General features: G+C 71.0%; 18 protein-coding genes. 9 read left to right on the forward strand and 9 right to left on the reverse strand.

The features are described from left to right. The first annotated feature begins 50 nt into the window (after nt 1-50). The 4 genes from ABEA24_RS36755 to ABEA24_RS36770 all read left to right on the forward strand — a co-directional run bounded on the left by ABEA24_RS36755 (nt 51) and on the right by ABEA24_RS36770 (nt 3,430). Nucleotides 51-1,157 (forward strand): citrate synthase 2, encoded by a 1,107-nt coding sequence (locus ABEA24_RS36755; protein ID WP_345437112.1) that lies wholly within the window; start codon nt 51-53, stop codon nt 1,155-1,157. A gap of 80 nt (nt 1,158-1,237) precedes the next feature. After that, nucleotides 1,238-1,522, forward strand: a complete 285-nt coding sequence (locus tag ABEA24_RS36760; protein WP_345437114.1) for a hypothetical protein — start codon at nt 1,238-1,240, stop codon at nt 1,520-1,522. 116 nt (nt 1,523-1,638) lie between these two features. Beyond that, the gene (gene serC, locus ABEA24_RS36765) at nt 1,639-2,754 is read left to right on the forward strand and encodes a phosphoserine transaminase (RefSeq protein WP_345437116.1); all 1,116 of its coding nucleotides are present in this window, start codon (nt 1,639-1,641) and stop codon (nt 2,752-2,754) included. Between the two features lie 31 nt (nt 2,755-2,785). After that, the gene (locus tag ABEA24_RS36770; protein ID WP_345437118.1) at nt 2,786-3,430 is read left to right on the forward strand and encodes a hypothetical protein; all 645 of its coding nucleotides are present in this window, start codon (nt 2,786-2,788) and stop codon (nt 3,428-3,430) included. 146 nt (nt 3,431-3,576) lie between these two features. Here the strand turns inward: ABEA24_RS36770 and ABEA24_RS36775 are convergent, their stop codons facing one another. The 4 genes from ABEA24_RS36775 to ABEA24_RS36790 all read right to left on the reverse strand — a co-directional run bounded on the left by ABEA24_RS36775 (nt 3,577) and on the right by ABEA24_RS36790 (nt 7,398). Then, the gene (locus tag ABEA24_RS36775; protein ID WP_345437121.1) at nt 3,577-3,876 is read right to left on the reverse strand and encodes a hypothetical protein; all 300 of its coding nucleotides are present in this window, start codon (nt 3,874-3,876) and stop codon (nt 3,577-3,579) included. 4 nt (nt 3,877-3,880) lie between these two features. Continuing rightward, nucleotides 3,881-4,471: a TetR/AcrR family transcriptional regulator gene (locus tag ABEA24_RS36780; RefSeq protein WP_345437123.1), complete on the reverse strand. Its 591-nt coding sequence runs from the start codon at nt 4,469-4,471 to the stop codon at nt 3,881-3,883. A gap of 31 nt (nt 4,472-4,502) precedes the next feature. Further along, nucleotides 4,503-5,933: an ATP-binding protein gene (locus ABEA24_RS36785; protein WP_345437126.1), complete on the reverse strand. Its 1,431-nt coding sequence runs from the start codon at nt 5,931-5,933 to the stop codon at nt 4,503-4,505. A gap of 64 nt (nt 5,934-5,997) precedes the next feature. After that, on the reverse strand, nt 5,998-7,398 hold the full coding sequence (locus tag ABEA24_RS36790; protein WP_345437128.1) for an NsdA family TPR-like regulatory protein: 1,401 nt from the start codon (nt 7,396-7,398) through the stop codon (nt 5,998-6,000). An 86-nt stretch (nt 7,399-7,484) separates the two neighbouring features. On the opposite strand from ABEA24_RS36790, the gene ABEA24_RS36795 reads away from it, so the two are divergent. Beyond that, the gene (locus ABEA24_RS36795; protein ID WP_345437130.1) at nt 7,485-7,877 is read left to right on the forward strand and encodes a hypothetical protein; all 393 of its coding nucleotides are present in this window, start codon (nt 7,485-7,487) and stop codon (nt 7,875-7,877) included. Next, nucleotides 7,874-8,374 carry a GntR family transcriptional regulator gene (locus tag ABEA24_RS36800; RefSeq protein ID WP_345437132.1) on the forward strand — a complete coding sequence of 167 codons (501 nt, stop codon included), beginning with the start codon at nt 7,874-7,876 and terminating at the stop codon, nt 8,372-8,374. The genes ABEA24_RS36795 and ABEA24_RS36800 overlap by 4 nt, the downstream gene beginning before the upstream one ends. Here ABEA24_RS36800 and ABEA24_RS36805 read toward each other — a convergent pair. Continuing rightward, complete coding sequence (locus tag ABEA24_RS36805) at nt 8,371-8,850, reverse strand: MarR family winged helix-turn-helix transcriptional regulator (RefSeq protein ID WP_345437134.1); 480 nt, start codon at nt 8,848-8,850, stop codon at nt 8,371-8,373. The genes ABEA24_RS36800 and ABEA24_RS36805 overlap by 4 nt on opposite strands. A gap of 87 nt (nt 8,851-8,937) precedes the next feature. Here ABEA24_RS36805 and ABEA24_RS36810 point away from each other — a divergent pair, with 87 nt between their 5' ends. Further along, nucleotides 8,938-9,519 carry an NADPH-dependent FMN reductase gene (locus ABEA24_RS36810; RefSeq protein WP_345437136.1) on the forward strand — a complete coding sequence of 194 codons (582 nt, stop codon included), beginning with the start codon at nt 8,938-8,940 and terminating at the stop codon, nt 9,517-9,519. A 78-nt stretch (nt 9,520-9,597) separates the two neighbouring features. Here the strand turns inward: ABEA24_RS36810 and ABEA24_RS36815 are convergent, their stop codons facing one another. Both ABEA24_RS36815 and ABEA24_RS36820 read right to left on the reverse strand, forming a co-directional pair. Then, nucleotides 9,598-11,553, reverse strand: a complete 1,956-nt coding sequence (locus ABEA24_RS36815) for a hypothetical protein (protein ID WP_345437138.1) — start codon at nt 11,551-11,553, stop codon at nt 9,598-9,600. Between the two features lie 16 nt (nt 11,554-11,569). Then, nucleotides 11,570-12,592 carry a hypothetical protein gene (locus tag ABEA24_RS36820; RefSeq protein WP_345437466.1) on the reverse strand — a complete coding sequence of 341 codons (1,023 nt, stop codon included), beginning with the start codon at nt 12,590-12,592 and terminating at the stop codon, nt 11,570-11,572. 258 nt (nt 12,593-12,850) lie between these two features. Here ABEA24_RS36820 and recD2 point away from each other — a divergent pair, with 258 nt between their 5' ends. Then, a complete protein-coding gene (gene recD2, locus ABEA24_RS36825) occupies nt 12,851-15,103 on the forward strand; it encodes an SF1B family DNA helicase RecD2 (protein WP_345437140.1) in 2,253 nt (750 codons plus the stop codon). Between the two features lie 24 nt (nt 15,104-15,127). Here recD2 and secY read toward each other — a convergent pair whose 3' ends face one another. Further along, nucleotides 15,128-16,426: a preprotein translocase subunit SecY gene (secY, locus tag ABEA24_RS36830; RefSeq protein ID WP_345437142.1), complete on the reverse strand. Its 1,299-nt coding sequence runs from the start codon at nt 16,424-16,426 to the stop codon at nt 15,128-15,130. 183 nt (nt 16,427-16,609) lie between these two features. Then, a complete protein-coding gene (locus ABEA24_RS36835; RefSeq protein ID WP_345437144.1) occupies nt 16,610-17,119 on the reverse strand; it encodes a hypothetical protein in 510 nt (169 codons plus the stop codon). Between the two features lie 221 nt (nt 17,120-17,340). On the opposite strand from ABEA24_RS36835, the gene ABEA24_RS36840 reads away from it, so the two are divergent. After that, the gene (locus ABEA24_RS36840) at nt 17,341-19,107 is read left to right on the forward strand and encodes a translocation/assembly module TamB domain-containing protein (protein ID WP_345437146.1); all 1,767 of its coding nucleotides are present in this window, start codon (nt 17,341-17,343) and stop codon (nt 19,105-19,107) included. Nucleotides 19,108-19,146 lie beyond the last annotated feature (39 nt).

Here is a 19,146-nt window from a genome sequence, read left to right on the forward strand (position 1 = left end):
AATTACCAGTTGGCGTCTGTACATCAAGGGGACGAAAGGCAGGACAGAACATGTCCGACTTCAAACCCGGCCTCGAGGGCGTAGTCGCCTTCGAGACTGAGATCGCGGAACCGGACAAGGAGGGCGGGGCTCTCCGATACCGGGGAGTGGACATCGAAGATCTCGTTGGCCGCGTCTCCTTCGGTGACGCGTGGGGCCTGCTGGTCGACAACAGCTTCAGCCCCGGGCTGGCTCCGGCCGAGCCGCACGTGCTGCCGGTGCACTCCGGCGACGTCCGCGTCGACGTCCAGAGCGCGCTGCCGATCATCGCTCCGGCGTACGGCATGCGCCCGCTGCTGGACATCAGCGACGAGCAGGCCCGCGAGGACCTGGCGCGTACGTCGGTGACCGCCCTGTCGTTCGTGGCGCAGAGCGCCCGCGGCCTCGGCCTGCCGATGGTCCCCCAGAGCCGTGTCGGCGAAGGCAGGACGATCACCGAGCGGTTCATGATCCGCTGGCGTGGTGAGCCGGACCCGAAGCACGTCAAGGCCATCGACGCGTACTGGGTCTCGGCCGCCGAGCACGGCATGAACGCCTCGACCTTCACCGCTCGCGTCATCGCCTCCACCGGCGCGGACGTGGCGGCTTCGATCTCCGGTGCGATCGGCGCGATGTCCGGCCCGCTGCACGGCGGTGCCCCGGCTCGCGTGCTGCCGATGATCGAGAAGGTCGAGCAGCTCGGTGACGCCCGCAAGGTCGTGACCGACATCCTGGACAACCATGAGCGGCTCATGGGCTTCGGCCACCGCGTCTACCGCGCCGAGGACCCTCGTGCCCGCGTGCTCCGCCGTACGGCGAAGGAGCTGAACGCCCCTCGGTTCGAGGCGGCCAAGGCCCTGGAGGACGCCGCGCTGGCCGAGCTGCGCGAGCGTCGTCCCGACCGTCCGATCGAGACGAACGTGGAGTTCTGGGCCGCGGTGATCCTCGACTTCGCCGAGGTACCGCCGCACATGATGCCGGCCATGTTCACCTGCGCCCGTACGGGGGGCTGGGCCGCGCACATCCTGGAGCAGAAGCGCACCGGGCGTCTGGTCCGCCCGAGCGCCAAGTACGTCGGCCCGGCGTCCCGCCCGGTCACCGACGTCGACGGCGCGTCCGAGGTGCTCGACAAGCACTAAAAGGGCTTTCCGTCCCGTACGGCCCGTGATGCTCCGGCACCACGGGCCGTTCGCCTTTCGGCCGGAGGGAGGATGGGGTCATGTACACCGGCCCCCGCGACGAGGAGCCCGATGAGCGCGATGTCGAGCTGCTGCGGCAGGAACGCGAGCGGCGCGAGCACGCCCGTCGTCGCGACGCGCTCTCCTGGAAGATCGTCGCCTGGGTGATGGCCGGAGCCCTCGCGTTGCTGTCGTACGACTCCGGGGGCGCGGCGCTGGACGCCCACCGCGCGGGCCGCCCGTGGTTCTACCCGGCGACCGTGTCCGTGGGCTGCGCGCTCGGCCTGCTCGTCCTGGTGGCGTGGGCGCTCCGCCGCCGTCTCTGACTCGGATCGAGGGGTTGGGGCCACCCGCGCCGGCAGACGTACGGACACGTACGGGGCGTCTCAAGCTCTGGAAAGGTCCGCTGCACGACGCCGTGCCTCAACTACGCTTGCTGAACGTGACCGACATCGTGATCCCCGACGGCCTCAAGCCCGCCGACGGCCGCTTCGGTTCCGGGCCGTCGAAGGTCCGTCCCGAGCAGGTGGCCGCCCTGGCCGCGTCCGGCGCCACCTACCTCGGCACCTCGCACCGGCAGCGGCCGGTCAAGTCCCTCGTGACGCGCGTCCGCACAGGGCTGGCGCAGCTGTTCTCGCTGCCCGAGGGCTACGAGGTCGTGCTGGGCAACGGCGGCACCACGGCGTTCTGGGACGCCGCGGCGTTCGGGCTCGTACGGGAGCGGTCGCAGCACCTGGTGTTCGGGGAGTTCTCCTCGAAGTTCGCGAAGGTCACGAAGAAGGCCCCGTGGCTCGCCGACCCGTCGGTGATCGAGAGCGAGCCGGGCGCTCATCCGTCCGCGGTGGCCGACGACACCGTCGACGCCTACGCGTTCACCCACAACGAGACCTCCACCGGCGTCGCCATGCCGATCGAGCGGCCGGCGGGGTCGGCCGGGTCGGCGCTCGTGCTCGTCGACGCGACCAGCGGCGCCGCCGGACTGCCTGTCGACGTCGCCGAGACCGACGTCTACTACTTCGCGCCGCAGAAGGGGTTCGCCTCCGACGGCGGGCTGTGGCTGGCGCTGACGTCGCCGGCCGCGCTGGCCCGGATCGAGGAGATCGCCGCCTCCGGCCGCTACATCCCCGACTTCTACGACCTGACCATCGCGGTGACCAACTCCCGCAAGGACCAGACGTACAACACCCCCGCGGTCGCGACGCTGCTGCTCATGGCCGAGCAGATCGAGTGGTTCCTGGAGCGGGGCGGCCTGGCCTGGTCGACCGGGCGCAGCGCCGAGTCCGCGCGTCGGCTCTACACCTGGGCGGAGAAGACCTCCTACACCACGCCGTTCGTCACCGACCCCGCCCAGCGCTCGAACGTCGTGGGCACGATCGACTTCGAGGGCGTCGACGCGGCCGAGGTGGCGAAGGTCCTGCGCGCCAACGGCATCGTCGACACCGAGCCGTACCGCAGCCTGGGCCGCAACCAGCTGCGCATCGCGATGTACCCGGCGATCGACCCGGACGACATCGAGGCGCTCACCGCCTGCGTCGACCACGTCGTCGAGCGTCTCTGAGCCGATGGCGTCACACGACACCGTTCCGCCGGTGACGACCGGCGCGGACCGGCCCCTCTCGCCCGCCCGCCGGCTGTTCAGCTCCCTGACGTGGGCCTGCGCCATCCCCGTACTGTTCGTCCTCGGGGCATGGCTCGCCCAGTATCCGCACGGCCTCATCGTCGTCGGCGTGATCGTCGCCCTCGCGACCTGGGCCGTCGCCGCAACCCTCGCCGGCGGGGTCTGGCATCGCGCTGGAGCCGCCGTCGTGGTCTCCTGCAGCGGCCTGGCCCTGACGCTGTTCGCCGGACCCGGCCTCTACGAGCTGTACATGAAGACGCTCGGCACGCCGGCCTCCGCCACCGTCACCAAGGTGGAGGACCGGCACAACCGCCGCGGCGCCGATCTCTTCTGCACGGTGGTCGAGACGGCGGGTGAGGTCAAGACGTACGTGCTCTCCGAACAGCAGAACTGCTACGACGACGTCAAGGCCCTCCAGCGGGTCACGCTCCGCAAGGACCCGCTGGGACTCCTGAAGCCGCGTCTGCCGGACGGGCCGGATCACCCGCCGCTCAGCGTCACCGCGCAGATCGCGGCCGGGCTGTTCGTGCTGACCGGCGCCACGATGTTCTACGCCGGCCAGCGCCGCCGCCCCGAGCGCCGCCCGGCGAAGACGGCCCGACCCGGCGGCCGGTGAAGACGGCCTGACCCGGCGGCCGGTGAAGACGGCCTGACCCGGGCGACTCGGCGACAGCGGCCGCCCGGGGGTCCGGGCGGCGTTGGGCCGGGCGGCGAGAGACCGCACGGGGGTGCCGGAGCGTCACACGACGGCGCCCGCTCGGGTCACGATCCAGAGGACGAGGCCGCCCGGCCCCTGCCGAAGGCGCCGATGGTGGCGTGGAACACTCCCATGGCCAGAACACCGGCGGCCGCGGCCGAGAAGGCGGGCACGGGATGGGCCGTCATGTCGGCGGCGACGGCCGTCAGCGCGGCGATGACGTACATCGCCCAGCCCGCGACCAGGTTGACCAGCGGGCCGCTGCCGAACACACAGGGGAAGCACTCCTTGGTGATGCCCTTGATGAAGTGCGGGGTGGCGTTCGCACCGAAGACTCCGGCGAGGAAGCTCAGGACCAGACTCATGTGATCATCTCTTCTCGGGGTTGCCAGTGAGGCCTCGTACGGTCAGCTCGACGAGCTGCCGCAGCCGGGCGTGCAGGATCTCCGGCTCCTCCCGGGCCTGAGTGATCCCGGCCAGGGCGTCGAGCAGGAGCGTGGCGGCGTCGCGGGCGGACAGCGCGTGGCCGAGCAGGTCCAGTTCGCCGGCACAGTCGAGGAGTACGGCCTCGACGACGTCGCGGTAGCCGTCTTCGAAGGACCGGACGACGTCCTGGGCGATGTCTGCCGCCTCGCTGAACAACTCGGCTCGGAACTCCGCGTCGATCGTGCCCGCGAACAGGTCGAGCTTGACGACCAGCGCGCCGTACAGCCGATCCGCGACCGGCCGCCCGGCCCGTCCCGCCTCTCGCGCCGCCGCCGTGACCCGCTCGGCGATCAGCTGCCCGACCGCACGGAAGATCTCTTCCTTGTTCTTGAAGTGCTGGTAGACGGCCGGCCGGGACATCCGCGCCGCTTGGGCGATGAGATCCATCGACGTACGGCGGTACCCGTACCTGCCGAAGACACCGAGCGCGGCGGCCACGACCTGCTCCCGCTTCTCGACCATCGAGCCAGACATGCTGACACTATATGCCTAGATTGTCAGAACGTCACGCGCCCGCCCGCCATGCGGTGATGAGGTCTTCCGGGCCGAAGGTCGAAACGCCGGTGAGGCCTTGGTCGACACCGCTTCGTGAGATCGCCAGCAGGGGTGTCGAGTCGTCGGCGCCTGGCAGCTTCGACCGATGCACGATCAGCCGACTGAGATCCGCGCCGGCGAACGGACGGTTCTCGAGCCACTTGATCGACCCGACGCAGGTGATGGCCTTGGCCACCGGCGCGCGGTCGGCCCCCACCACGTCGATCTCCGGGTCGTTGGTGCGCGTCCAGTACCCGCCGATGGCTTGCGTGCCTTCGGGAAGACGTTCCGGCAAGCGGCGAAGCGCTTCGCGGATCACCGGCTCGATCGCCCGGCCGCGCCAGCTCGTCCACGAACCGCGAATGCGCCGCATCACCAGGTCGCCCCGACCACGCTCGATCTCCGCCATGTACGGGCCGAGATGGGCCAGCCAGAACCGCAGGTGCGGATCGGCGACCGAATAGCGGCTCTCCCGGGACGGTTTCACGGACAGCGGTACGTCCACGTCGACGATGCGCTTGGCGACCAGAAGGTCCAGCGCCCGCGTCAGCGACGCATGCGGCAGGTCACCTGCCGCCCGGCCGATCTGCGTGAAGGTCCGCTCGCCCGATCCGATCGCGCCGAGCACCAGCCGCGCCTGGGAGTCGGCGGGGAACTCGGCTGCCAGCGACCGCTCGCCACTGACCAACACCGCCGACGTGGGATCGGTGACGGCCTCGGCCAGGTAGTCCAGTGCGGGCAATCCGCTCGGCCACTCGTCGAGGATCAGCGGCAGACCGCCGGTCACCAGGTAGGCGTCGAACGCCTCCGCCGCCGACAGCCCGAGCATCGCGGCCGTGTCCGCCGGACTCAGCGGCGGCACCACCATCTCGGTCGCGCGCTGGTAGAACGGCCGACCGTACTCGTTCAAGGCCTCCATCATCGCCAGATCCGACCCGATACAGATCAGGAACACCTGACGCCGGGACAGCTCTCGATCGAAGAGCTTCTGCAAGGTGCCTTCGAAGCCCGGGTCGTTGGCGATGAGGTAAGGCATCTCATCGATGACGACCACACAGGGCCGGTCCGGCAGACCCCCGGCGAGCAGGCGAAGCGCGGCATCCCAGGTCCGTGGTGACTGTCCGGCGAAGAACGCGGCGGCCGGTAGATCGCTACCGGCGACGGCCTCGGCGAAGAGCGCTAGATCAGCCTCGACGTTCGGCTGAGCCGAGGCCGTGAAGTAGACGTGCGGCACTCCGGCCCGGTCCACGAACTCCTCCACGAGCCGGGACTTGCCGACTCGGCGGCGCCCACGGATGAGCAACGCCCGCCCCGGCCGCCCGGCCCGGCCACCGCCGGCGACGCGACCCAGCATCTGATCCAGCAACGCCAGCTCACGCTGACGTCCGATGAAATGGTCCACTCACCGAGGATACTTCCAAACTTGGAAGTATCATGGGTGGAAGTATCACCTCGACGTCAGAGCTTCACCCTCTCAGCTCCAGGTACCGCTCATGGAAGTCCCGCGCGTGCCCCGTCTCGGCGTATCGGGCCGTCAGCGCGGCGTCCAGGTCCCCGGCGCGAGAGCGCAGTGCTTCGAAGACACGCGGCGATGCGAGCGCGGTCGCACCGGCTGCGGCGGCCGCGTCCGGAGCACCAAGGTGACACAGCGCGATCCCCAGGTCGATCCGTGCGATGGCCACGTGGCCCGGAGACGGGTCCGTCGACGGCGTCGATGTGTGAACGGCCACCGCGCGTTCCGCATGGCGTCTCGCCCGCTCGTAGTCCGCAAGCCAGATGAACGCCGAGGCGGGATAGGCCGTCACGGCGTACTCGGCGAGTGGGCCGGTGTCCGTGCCGAAGCGGGTGGGTGGCCGGGCGGGCAGGCGGTCGTGCAACTCTTCGGCTCCTCGGAGCAGGTCCTCGCACTCGGCCCGTTGGCCGAGACAGGCATGGGCCCGGGCAGCCTTGGCGCGCAGGCGGACGGCGATGGGATGGCTTGCGGGAGCCCTGGCGATGCCTCTGTGGGCGGCGGCGACGGCACGCTCGGGGCGGTCGGTGTAGGTGGCGATCGAGGCGAGGGCGTCGGCCGCCCAGGCACAGAGCTCGTCGTGGCCGGCCTGGTCGGCGTGCTCGTAGGAGTCGATCGCGTACGCCTCGGCGGTGAGGGGGTGACCCAGGTCGTGGGCGAGCCAGGCGAGCAGTTCGGACAGCCAGGCGGCCCAGACGTACAGCTCGCGCCCCTGCTTGAGCGTGTGCGGGCTGCGGATCAGCTCCTGAACGCGGGCGCGGTAGGCGCGGGCGACGGCGAAGACCTCGGCGGGCGGCTCCGTCGTGTAGGACCGGTCGATGGCGGCGACGGCCGCCTGGAGGTGGTCGAAGGTCGCGGCCCCCACTGCGGAGGCCCCGGCCATCCGGGTGAACTCCATCGCCTCGGACGCCGCCTCTCCCAGCACAGCGGCCATCGCGGCCGGCGCGACAGTGGCGGCGATACCGAGTCTCAGGGCATCGCGGCGCTTCGTGGGGTCCACCTCCCTCCACGCCGAGCCTGCGCCGCCGTCGCCACCCCCCGCCAGGCCCAAATATGAAGAAAGTCCGAACAGTTCCTCCTCGGTCATCTCGAACGCCGTGGCGTACGCCGCCGTCCAGTCGCGGGGGAAGTGTTCGCCCTTCTCCCAGCCGAGGATCTGCCGGACCAGCGAGCTGACGGGCGGATACGCCCGGCCGGTGGCCTTCTGCAGCCGGCGGGCCATCTCGTGCTTGTTCCACGAGCGCCGCTCTCGTTCCGCTCGTAACCGCGCCGCCCACCGTGGCGGCGTCCCGCTACCAGTCACGATCGCGCCCTCCGGCTCGTCCCCGAAACACCCGGACACAGACAGTGTCCACATTGTGTCGCCCAGTATCGGCCTTCTTCCGGAGTCTCCGCAGCGGCTTCACTCAACGTCATCGGCAGACACGAAAGGGTGACGTCCCGATGTCGAGTTCTCCCACCGCGGGCCCGGTGACTCCGGCATCCGTCGAGGCGCATACGTCGCAGCTCGTCGAGCGTTTGGCGGACGCGTTGACCGCACGGGGTCTGCGTGCCCGCGTGACCCGTGGCGCCTGGGTGCTGGCGAGCAATCCCGCCGGTGACCCGCCCGACAGTGACCGCCACGCGAAAGCAATCAATCCCGGCCTGCGTCAGACCGTGATGTGCGGGACCGGCGGCGACGGGCGGCTGATGTGGTTCTGGCAGTGGTCCGGCCCGACCCGCGAATCGCCGCCGGAGTACGAGCCGCTCTGCGCGGCGGACGACATCGCTCAGGCGGCCGACAAGATCGCTCGCGTCCTGTGGGTCGTGTGTCCCGGGACGCGGGAGGGCCGGTGACGCGCTCGGCGGGCCGTACCCGGCGACGCTCCCGGGCGCCGGGCGGCGCGGGCCGGAACCTCCACGCGGAGGCGGTCGCGACCAGCCTGCAGAGCACGTACGGCGGGTGGGTCATCATCTGGTCGGCCTGGCGGCAGGCGTTCACCGCCTTCTCCGCCATCAGTACCGACCCGATGATCATCGATGAGACGTCCGTGTCCCGGCTGCTGCACCGGATCGGCGAGGTCGAGCTGGCCGCGAGAACGCCAGGGCGGTCGGTGGCAGGCGTTGTGGACGACGCGAACGTCCGTCGTGCGACTGAGGTCATGCGGGACCGAATCGTCTGCGGCGACTGGCCGCCCGGCCGGAAGATCCTCTCCGGCGAGGAGCTCGCCCCGATACTCCAGGTCGACCGGCGGGCGGTCCACCGGGCGCTGTCGCATCTCGAACGGATCGGGTACCTGAGGACGGTTCCCGACAGGGGCACTTACGTCCGGCCACCGTCGGACTGGCCCTAAGCGGCGCCGTCGCCGGCCTCGCCGCAGTTCGGCTCGACGCTGTCGATCATCTGCTCGCTCCATGCCCGGATGGCCGCGGTCTGCTCGGGCGTGAGCGAGTCGAGGAAGTAACGGCGGATGTTGCCGGCGTGCCCGAGGATGGCGCTCTGCACGACGCGGCGGCCCTTCGCCGTCAGCCCGATCCCGGTGCGGCGGCCGGCGGCCCCGCTCTGGGTCCGCTCCACGAAGCCGCGGTTCTCCATGCGCGTCAGCTGGTGTGAGACGCGGCTCTTCTCCCAGTCGAGCGACTCGGAGAGCTCACCGACGCGCATCTCGCGGCCGGGTGCCTGCCACAGCGTCACGAGCACGCTGAACTCGGCCTTCGAGATGCCGGAGTCGCGCTGCAGACCGCGGTCGAGCTCCCGGACGAGCAGGCGCTGCGCGCGCATCCAGGTGTCCCAGAGCTCCCATTCCTCGGGTTCCAGGGTCTCCGCCATGACGGGAATCATACCGACGAGGCCGCAGTTGACGCGTCAACTCTGCGCTGCCTAGAGTTGACGCGTCAACTCCTTCGGAAGGACACCATGGCACTCCGCATCGGCCTCATCCTCGGCAGCACACGACCCGGACGCCGGGGCGAACAGATCGCCTCCTGGGTGCTCGACACGGCGCGCGCCCACGGCGGCGCCGACTACGAGCTGATCGACCTCGCTCACCACGGCCTCGGCAACCTCGACGAGGGCGGCAATCCGAACCATCAGCAGTACGAGCACGCGCACACCCGCGACTGGTCTGCGCTGATCGACGGCTTCGACGGCTTCGTGTTCCTCACCCCGGAGTACAACCACTCCTTCTCCGGGGCGCTCAAGAACGCGCTGGACTACGTCTACCGGGAGTGGAACGACAAGGCCGCCGGCATCGTCAGCTACGGCGGATGGGCCGCGGGAGTCCGGGCCGCCGAGGCGCTCCGGCTCGTGCTCGCCGAGCTCCAGGTGGCCACGGTCCGCGCGCAGCCCGCGGTCCCCCTGATCCCCGCGTTCGCGACCGGCGGCTTCGTCCCGACGGAGGGCCTCGACGTCTCGGTCCGCGGCATGCTCGACCAGGTGATCGCCTGGTCCGGCGCGTTGCGCGGCGTGCGCGAGGCCAAGGCGGAAGCGGCGGCCTAGGAGTGTCCGGTGGATCTTGTTCGCAGCGAGCGGCGTCCAACCGGACGGAGATCCACCGGACACACCCCTAGCGGCCGGTCACAGCTCCGGGGGTGGGGCGGCGGCGTGGCCGGCGTCGGGCGGGCCCCAGGGCAGGCCGTGGCGCTCGCAGGCGCGGCGCAGCTCGGCCAGGTCCGGCGGGAACGACACCCGCCGCAGGACCCGGCCCACCGGGCTCCACACCACCAGCCTCGGCGCCTCGGACTCGTCGATGCCCACGCCGCCGAGCGCCTGCCGTGTCACGCTCCATTCCGTACGCCCGAGCCGCGTCACCGACGAGATCCCGGACGCGGAGATGCGCAGCTGTGGCCGGTTGCGGTCGTACAGCCACGTGCCCGCGAGCCCGAGGACGAGTCCGGTCGGCGCGGCCCACGACAGTGCGGTCCAGAACCCGCCGAGGTCGCCGCGCAGCCAGACCGATCCGAGCACCGCGACCAGCTCGCAGAGCGTCGCGGTGACGGCGTACGCCAGCACGCGGGTGCGCCGGGGCACGTCCAGCTGTACCGGTGGCAGGGTCTTCGTCTCCGGCTCCGTGAGGGCGGGGGACGGTTCGAGGGCCGACTCGATGCGGGTCATGGAGCCGTGGAAGGCGGCGTTGACGTACGCGTCGTACTCCGCGTCGGTGATCGGCAGGCGCATCCGCCGGGCGGACTCCCTCAGGTCCGTACGGGAGATGCGGAGCATCGACAGCGGCGCCGCCAGGAACTCGTCGCCGTCGTCGTCGTACATGCGCAGCCAGGCGTGTCCGTCGACGGTCAGGAGCTCCATGCCGCCGATGCGTTCGCGGGGCATCCGCAGGATGACGTCGCCCGCTCCGTCGGCCCAGCCGATGCCGTCCTCGTCGACGACGAGACGGCCGCCGGGCACCCGGGCGAAGATGTCCGGCAGCCCCGCGAGGCCGTACTGGGAGGGCCGCCGCACCCCCTGCTCGGGCGTGACGATCTGGTAGCCGCGCTCGCTGAGGGCGTGCGTGAGCTGGAAGACGTCCAGACCCTCGGCGGGAAGGCGCGCCAGCACCTGCAAACGGTGCCCGAACACCGTGGCGACGGTGTGCCGCCCGGTCAGCCGGCCCGTCACCGGGTCGACGGCCGTGCCCGGGCCGACGACGACGGCGGCGACGTGGTCGGCGCGCACCCGCCACTCGGCGACCGTGGCGTGCCGGACGCGCAGCTCGGTCGGGGTGATCGCCCAGGACAGCGGCGCGCCGGTCAGCCGCCGGCGGCGCGCGCCGAGGACCGCGACCGCGCCGACGACCGCCCACAGGCCGCCCATGACCCGGTCGCCGAGCCCGAGGCCGCCGTCGAAGGCGGACCGGACGAGCATCGTGAAGGCCAGCAGCGCGAGGAGGATCCCGAGCGCCACCGAGCGCCGCCGCCCGGCCACCGCGGTGTCCAGGGTCGCCGGCGCCGTCTGCGCGGCGGGGTACGGTTCGTGGGCGACGGCCAGCAGCGTCGCCTCCTGGTCACGCAGGCGCTGCTCGGCGCGGCGGCCGAGGGCGCGCGGCGCGTCCTCCTCCGACGGCAGGTCGCCCTCGTCGAAGACCGAGCGGTCGCCGTCGATGACGTGAGTGGTGATCCCGAGCCGGCGGGCCGTCATGTAGAACGTGAGCGGGTCGAAGCCCATCTCGGTGAGGGTGCCCGCGGCGGTCGACCCGAACTTGTGGAAGATCGTCAAGACCTCGTCGTCGGCGGTGACCGTGAACTCCTCGATCCGGTCCCGCTCGTACGCCTCCTCGACCGAGCCGTCGGGCGCCAGGCGTTCGAGGCCCGCCGCCGACAGCCGCCAGACGCCGGTGCGGTGCGCCCGCAGGCCGAGCAGCCACGGCAGGAGGTTGCAGGCGACGACGGATCCCATCCAGACGGCGGGCTGCTCGATGGGGAGAAGGGCCACCAGCAGGGACAACAGCGCGAACGGGCCGGGCGCGACGGGGCGCGACCGCCGCACGGGGGCCCGAAGGCCGATCAGCTCGAGGTCCACGAGAACAGATCGTGACATGTCAGCGTCCCATTCGTCATGACGCTCGTCTGCGAGCGAACACCACCACACCGGCCAGGGCGAGCGCCCCGACCACCACTACGCCCAGCATCGTGTGGCCCTTGTGCATTCCGTCGCCGGTCCGGTCGCCGGGGGCCGCCCGGTGCTTCGGGGTCGGCGACGGCGACGGCAGCGCCTCCTTCGGAACCGGCTCCTGCCACAGCGGCTGCCGTACGCCCTCGGAGCTGAACAGCAGCGACCGGCCGTCGGCGGTGTACGTCACGCCTTCGCCTTGCTTCTGGTCCGGGACCTTGACCCCGGTGAGCTCCTTGCCGGGCGCGGTGTAGATCTCGGCGTCCCAGTAGCCGCGGATGACGAACGTGCGCCCGTCCGGCGCGAACGCCCCGTCCGTCGCATACAGCGGAGCGTCACCGACGCGGTGCATGACGTTGTAGCCGCTGGTACTCAGCTTCTTCGGCCCCTCGTACAGCGATCCACCGAACTCCTTGCTCGCGATGTAGATCCGGTTCGTCCGCGGGTCGACCATGAGCGTCTCGGCGTTGTGCGATCCGTCCTCGAACTTGATCCGGTACGCCTTGGCGCGCACCGTCTGGGTACGGATCGTCTTCGGCTCGGGGATGCGGTAGACGGTGGAGTACGGCTGGTCCGTGAGGTTGTCACCGATATCGCCGACGTAGAGGTATCCGTCCGCGCCGACCGCCATCGCCTCCCAGTCGCGGTTGTGCGCCCCGCCGAGCGTGATCGCCGCCCGGACCCGGCAGTCGTCGATCCCCAGCGCGAACAGCCGATTACTGCCGCCCGAGTCGTTGAACGTGTAGACGATCCCGGGATGGCGCCGGCTCGCGCCCAGCCCACTGGACTCGTCGATGCGCGGGTCGTCGATCGTGCAGAGCTCCTTCGCCCCCTCGGCGAGGGCCCGTACGGGCGCCGCCGCCCGGGCGGGAACCGCCCACACCAGCGGCCCGCCCACGGCCAGGAGAGCGGCGAGCGTACGCGCCCTGACCCGCGCCGATCGACCGGGGGACCCGCCCCGGCGCATCCGCCTCAATGGAGGAGCGTGCCGAGGACGACGGCGAAAACGAGCGCCGCCAGCACGGTCGGCAACAGCCATCGAGGAGCACGGTTCACAAGCCGAGCCTATGCGCTCCAGCGCAAGAATCGAGCAGCCCCCGCCTCGGGTGTCGCCGCCACCGAACGGACCGTCAGCGCCCCCTCGCCCTCCGCATTCGCACCGGATCGATCTCCACCGGAAACGCGAGCTTGACCGGCTGTCGCTGATCTCGGGCAGTATGTCCACGTGTCGGAGCCACAGACGCCTTCTCCGCCCGGGACGCGGGTCTTGGAGGCCGTGCTCGAGCGGATCACCTTCGCCAGCGAGGAGACCGGGTACACCGTCGCGCGGGTCGCCATCTCGGGGGCGGCGGGGCGTAGCCATGGGGGTGAGACACAGCGGACCGGCGCGGAGCTGCTCACGGTCGTGGGGCCGTTGCTCGGCGCGCAGGTCGGCGAGAGTTTGCGGCTGACGGGGCGGTGGACGTCGCATCCGAAGTACGGGCGGCAGTTCGAGGCGCAGTCGTACACGACCGTGCTGCCCGCCACCGTCCAGGGGATCCGCAAGTACCTCGGCTCCGGCCTGATCAAGGGCATCGGCCCGGTGATGGCCGACCGGATGGTCGAGCACTTCGGCACCGACATCCTGCGCGTGATCGAGGAGGAGCCCGAGCGCCTGGTCGAGGTGTACGGGCTGGGCCCGAAGCGGTCGAACCGCATCGCCGCCGCCTGGGAGGAGCAGAAGGCCATCAAGGAGGTGATGGTCTTCCTGCAGGGGCACGGCGTGTCGACGTCGCTGGCGGTGCGGATCTACAAGCAGTACGGGGACGAGTCGATCTCGGTCGTGCGGAAGGAGCCGTACCGGCTGGCCGCCGACGTGTGGGGCATCGGGTTCAAGACCGCCGACACGATCGCCCAGGCGGTCGGCATCCCGCACGACAGCCCGGAGCGGATCAAGGCGGGCCTGCAGTACACGCTGTCGCAGGCGGCCGACGACGGGCACTGCTACCTGCCCGAGCCGAACCTGCTCACCGAGGCGACGAAGATCCTGGAGGTGCCGCGCGAGCTCGTCGGCCCCTGCCTGGAGGAGGCGGTCGCCGCGGAGGAGATCGTCCGGGAGCGCGTGGCGGTCGCCGAGGGTGAGGTGCCGGCGGTGTACCTGGTGCCCTTCCACCGCGCCGAACGCTCGCTGGCGACCGGGCTGCTCGACCTCCTGGGCGTCGGTGAGGACCGCCTGTCCGCCTTCCAGGGGGTCGACTGGGACAAGGCCCTCGGCTGGCTGCGGCAGCGGACCGGAATGGACCTGGCCCCCGAGCAGGAGGAGGCCGTACGCCTGGCGCTGACCGAGAAGGTCGCCGTGCTCACCGGCGGTCCCGGCTGCGGGAAGAGCTTCACCGTACGGTCCATCGTCGAGCTGGCGCGGGCCAAGCAGGCCAAGGTCGTGCTGGTCGCGCCGACGGGACGGGCGGCGAAGCGGCTGGCCGAGCTGACCGGTCACGAGGCGGCCACCGTGCACCGGCTGCTGCAGCTGCAGCCCGGCGGCGACCCGAAGTTCGACCGCGACAATCCGCTCGACGCGGACCTCGTCGTCGTCGACGAGTCCTCCATGGTCGACGTCATCCTCGCCAACAAGCTGGTCAAGGCCGTTCCGCGCGGCGCGCACCTGCTGCTCGTCGGCGACGTCGACCAGCTGCCGTCCGTCGGCGCCGGGGAGGTGCTGCGGGACCTCCTGGCCGCCGACGCGATCCCCCGCGTACGCCTCACCAAGATCTTCCGGCAGGCCCAGCAGTCCGGGATCGTGGTCAACGCCCACCGGATCAACGCGGGACAGTCGCCGCAGACACGGGGATTCCCGGACTTCTTCCTGTTCCCGTGCGAGGAGGCCGAGCCCACCGCGGAGCTGACCGTCGAGATCGTGGCGCAGCGGGTCCCGCGTAAGTTCGGGCTCGACCCGCGCCGCGACGTCCAGGTGCTCGCGCCGATGCACCGCGGACCGGCCGGCGCGGGGAACCTCAACACTCTGCTGCAGGAGGCGCTCACGCCGCACCGCGAGGGCAAGCCCGAGCGCCGGTACGGCGGGCGGGTGTTCCGCGTCGGCGACAAGGTCACCCAGCTGCGCAACAACTACGACAAGGGCGCCGCCGGGGTCTTCAACGGCACGGTGGGCGTGGTCACCGGCATGTCCCTGGAGGAGCAGACGCTGACCGTGCTCACGGACGAGGACGAGAGCGTCGACTACGACTTCGCCGAACTGGACGAGCTCGCCCACGCGTACGCCGTGACGATCCACCGCTCGCAGGGCAGCGAGTACCCGGCCGTCGTCATCCCGCTGACGACGAGCTCATGGATGATGCTGCAGCGCAACCTGCTGTACACCGCCGTCACCCGTGCCAAGAAGCTCGTCGTCCTGGCCGGCTCCCCCAGGGCCCTGGCCGCCGCCGTCCGCACGGCCGGCGCCGGACGCCGCCACACCGCCCTCGACCACCGCCTGCGCGGCTAGGGACGGTGTGGCGGGCCGCCACGTTTACCGCAGGAACCCCTCGTAGTTGTGCTGCTGCAGCCGGCTCTCGATCTGTTTCACGGTGTCCAGCGCGACGCCGACGACGATCAGGAGACTCGTTCCCCCGAAGGGGAAGTCCTGCGTGGCGCCGAACAGGGACAGCGCCACCATCGGGATGAGCGAGATCAGTCCCAGGTAGAGGGCCCCGGGAGCGGTGATCCGGGTGAGCACGTAGTCGAGGTACCCGGCGGTGGGCCGTCCCGGGCGGATGCCGGGGACGAACCCGCCGTACTTCTTCATGTTGTCGGCGATCTCGGTCGGGTTGAAGGTGATCGCGACGTAGAAGTAGGTGAAGAACACGATCAGCCCGAACAGGGTGGCCATGTGCCAGGGGTCGTCCTGCCGGGTGAGCGGGGCCAGGGTCCGGTTGAGGACGGTGTTCCGGGGCCACATCTGGGCCGCCAGCGCCGGAACGGACAGCAGCGATGAGGCGAAGATCGCCGGGATCACGCCGGCCTGGTTGACCTTCAGCGGGATGTAGGTGGACGTGCCACCGTACGCGCGCCGGCCGACCACCCGCTTGGCGTACTGCACGGGGATGCGCCGCTGGGCCTGCTCGACGAAGACGACCCCGGCCATCACCGCCAGGCTCGTCACCGTCACCAGCGTGAAGGTGAACCCGCCCTTCCTGGTGTAGATGCTCCAGAACTCGCCCGGGAAGACGGCGACGACCTGCGTGAAGATCAGGATGGACATGCCGTTGCCGATGCCCCGCTCCGTGATCAGCTCGCCGAGCCACATGATGACGGCGGTGCCGGCGACCATGCAGGCCACCATCGTGACGACGGTGAGGATCCCGGTGCCGATCAGGATCCGCTGCCCGCAGCCGGGGAAAAGGTTCCCGGACGCCGCCATCGCCACGACGGTCGTGCCCTGGAGGATCGCCAGCGCGACCGTGAGATAGCGGGTGTACTGAGTGATCTTGGTGGTGCCGGCCTGCCCCTCCTTCTTGAGGGCCTCCAGCCGCGGGATCACCACCGTCAGCAGCTGCAGGATGATGCTCGCGGTGACGTACGGGTAGATGCCCAGCGCCATGACCGAGAGCTTGAGCAGCGCTCCGCCGCTGAACAGGTTGATCAGGCTGAAGACGTCGGCGTGGCCGCCGTGGGCGGCGGCCTGCGCGCACGCCCGGACGGCCGACACGTCGACGCCCGGCGCGGGCAGGTTCTGGCCGAACCGGAACACGACGACGATGCCGAGCGTGAACAGCAGTTTCCGGCGCAGTTCAGGGGTCCGGCAGGCCCGGACGAACGCGGTCAGCATCCGTCCTCCCGGGGAACGGCCGTGCCGTGGCCGGTGGGACGGGCGAGGGACTCCGAGGACGGGAACGCGAGTGACCCGGCGAGCACCGAACGTGCTCGCCGCAGGGTGATACGAGAGATGACATGCCTCCGCACGGGAACACCGCAGCGTTCACGGGAACGCCGCGGTCAACGACTGGGAACGTCAGGAACCCGTGCCGGGCGGTGGCCCGCGAAGCCGTACGGCGGAGGTGAAGACGGCCGGCGGCGCCACCGAGCGCGCCGCGATAACGTCCGCGACGCGCCGTCCCTCGCCGGCTCCGGTGCCGACCGGCAGCACGACGACGCCGGCATGGTGCGCGCCGGCCGCCGCGAAGCGGAGGACGTCACGTGCCGTCGCCTGTGCCGCGGCGGTGTCCGGAGCCTCCGGGGGAACGACGTGCGCCGGCGTTCCGCGGCCCAGGATGCGAGCGGTGTCCGCCGCCACGGCCGTGCGGGCGGAGCGGCGGCCCCGGTCGAGGGAGGCGACGGTCGCCGCGGACCCACCGGTCCCGGCGGTGTTCGCGCTCTCCGTGCCGCCAGCGCGCATGACGTCGGCGACGGCCGTCCCGGGAATCGCCGCGAGGACCGCGGTCATGACGAAGCCGAAGAATCCGGCCAGCAGCGTCAGGAGGCGCTGCTGAGAGGAGGTGCGGCCGTTCACGCCCACCCCCATCGTGATCCCCGAGTCATGACGCGACCGGCGCGCCCGTCCGGTGCGGCCGGTCAACGATCACGATAGACCGCCTCGGCGTCCGCCGTCCCACGTTCACCCCACGGATCTCGGCCTCGCACGGAGCCCTTCGCGGAAACGTCGCGTCCCATCGGCGGCGACCGATCCCGGCCACTCATGGGACATGTCCCGTTCTCCGGGACATCACTGATGTGGAGGTGTTCGTGCGGATCAAGCAACTGACCGCCTCGGAGCGGAAGCTGGCAGAGGCGTTCTCGATCGGGGAACGCCTGAGGTTGGGAAGCGGAGACCCGGGACGTGGCGGCGCCTGGGGATCCGACCGGACGATCCGGGCGGAGGTGATCCGCCAACTCCTCGTCAGCGTCACGCCGCCCAGCCGCGCCGGCGTTCCGGCGGTACGGATCACCGGAGCGCGCATCGTGGGCACGCTCGACCTCAGGTTCGCCTCGGTGACCCATCCGCTCAGCCTGCGCTCCTGCCACATCGCCGGCACGCTCGACCTCCACGGCGTACGGTCCCGCGAGATCGACCTGCATGGATCGCACCTTCGCGAGGGGCTCTACGCGTCGACGGCGTTCATCGACGGTCACCTGCTGCTGACCGACACCGTGATCGACAAGACGGTCCGCCTCATCGCCACGCGCATCGCCGGGGCGCTGTTCATGGACGGAGCACGGCTCGGCGATCCCGGCGGCGGTCCGGGCGGCCCTGTCTTCGAAGCGGATCGTCTCCAGGTGGATGCCGACCTGCTGTGCCGCGACGGCTTCCACGCGAACGGCGAGGTCCGCTTCCCCGGCGCCCGCATCGGCGACAGCATCGACTTCGACGGAGCGACGCTCTCCAATCCGAAGGCGTGCGCGCTCGCGGCTCCCCGGATCGTCGTCGGCGGGGACTTCCTCGCCCGGAACTCCTTCTCCGCGAACGGGTCGATCGACGTGGAGGGTGCGACGGTCGAAGGCCGGCTGGACCTCGACGGAGCCCGCCTGAGCGACCCGGGCGGGTACGCGCTGCGCGGGGCCCGGCTCACCGTGCAGGGCGAGATGCGCTGCACCGCCGGCTTCACCGCCCACGGCGAGCTGCGCCTGCTCAACGCCCGGATCATCGGTCCCCTCATCCTCGACGGCGCACGGATCCTCAACCCGCACCGCATCGGCCTGCACGCCAGCGGCCTGGCGGCGGACGGGATGTACTGCCGCGACGACTTCACCGTCGAGGGCAGCGTCCGGCTGTCGGGAGCGCGGATCACCGGCCCGCTGGACTTCTCCCGCGCCTGCTTCAAGGACGATTCGGCGTTGAGCCTGGGGTGCTGGTGGCTCACGGCCCGCGAGCTGATCCTGCGGCCGGCCGTCCCACCGGGCGGCACCGTCGACCTCCGGTACGCGCAGCTGGGCCTGCTGGAGTACGCGCCGGGGGCGCTGCCCGGCACATTGCGGCTCGACGGCCTCACCTACAACGCGATCGCGCCGTCCACCAGCGTGGACGCGGGGCTGGCCTGGCTCGACAGGACACCCCCCGATTTCCGGCCCCAGCCGTACGAGCAACTGGCCGAGACCTACCGCCGCACGGGCAACGACGCCTATGCCCGGAACGTACTCCTGGCGAAGGAACGCCGCCGCCGGTCGGGTCTCCCCCTGCCGATCAAGGTCTGGGGATTCCTGCAGGACGCGACGGTCGGGTACGGCTACCGGCCGTGGCGGGCAGCGGGCTGGCTCGCGCTGATGCTGGTCATCGGGACGGTCGCCTTCCACACGCGGCACCCGGTCGCGGCGGAGCCCGGAAAGGCACCGCCGTTCAACCCGTTCATCTACACGCTGGACCTGCTGCTGCCGATCATCGACCTCGGGCAGCGGAAGGCGTACCTGCCACCTGCCGGGTGGCAGCAGTGGCTGATGTACGGGTTCGTCGTCGTCGGCTGGATCCTCGCCACGACGATCGCCGCCGGGATCACCCGCGCCCTTCGCCGCCAGTAGGACCCGGCGCCCCGCATTTCGCCTCCGGCGGGAAATCCG

The sequence above is a fragment of the Actinoallomurus vinaceus genome (genome assembly GCF_039542055.1).
Taxonomy (GTDB): Bacteria; Actinomycetota; Actinomycetes; order Streptosporangiales; family Streptosporangiaceae; genus Actinoallomurus; species Actinoallomurus vinaceus.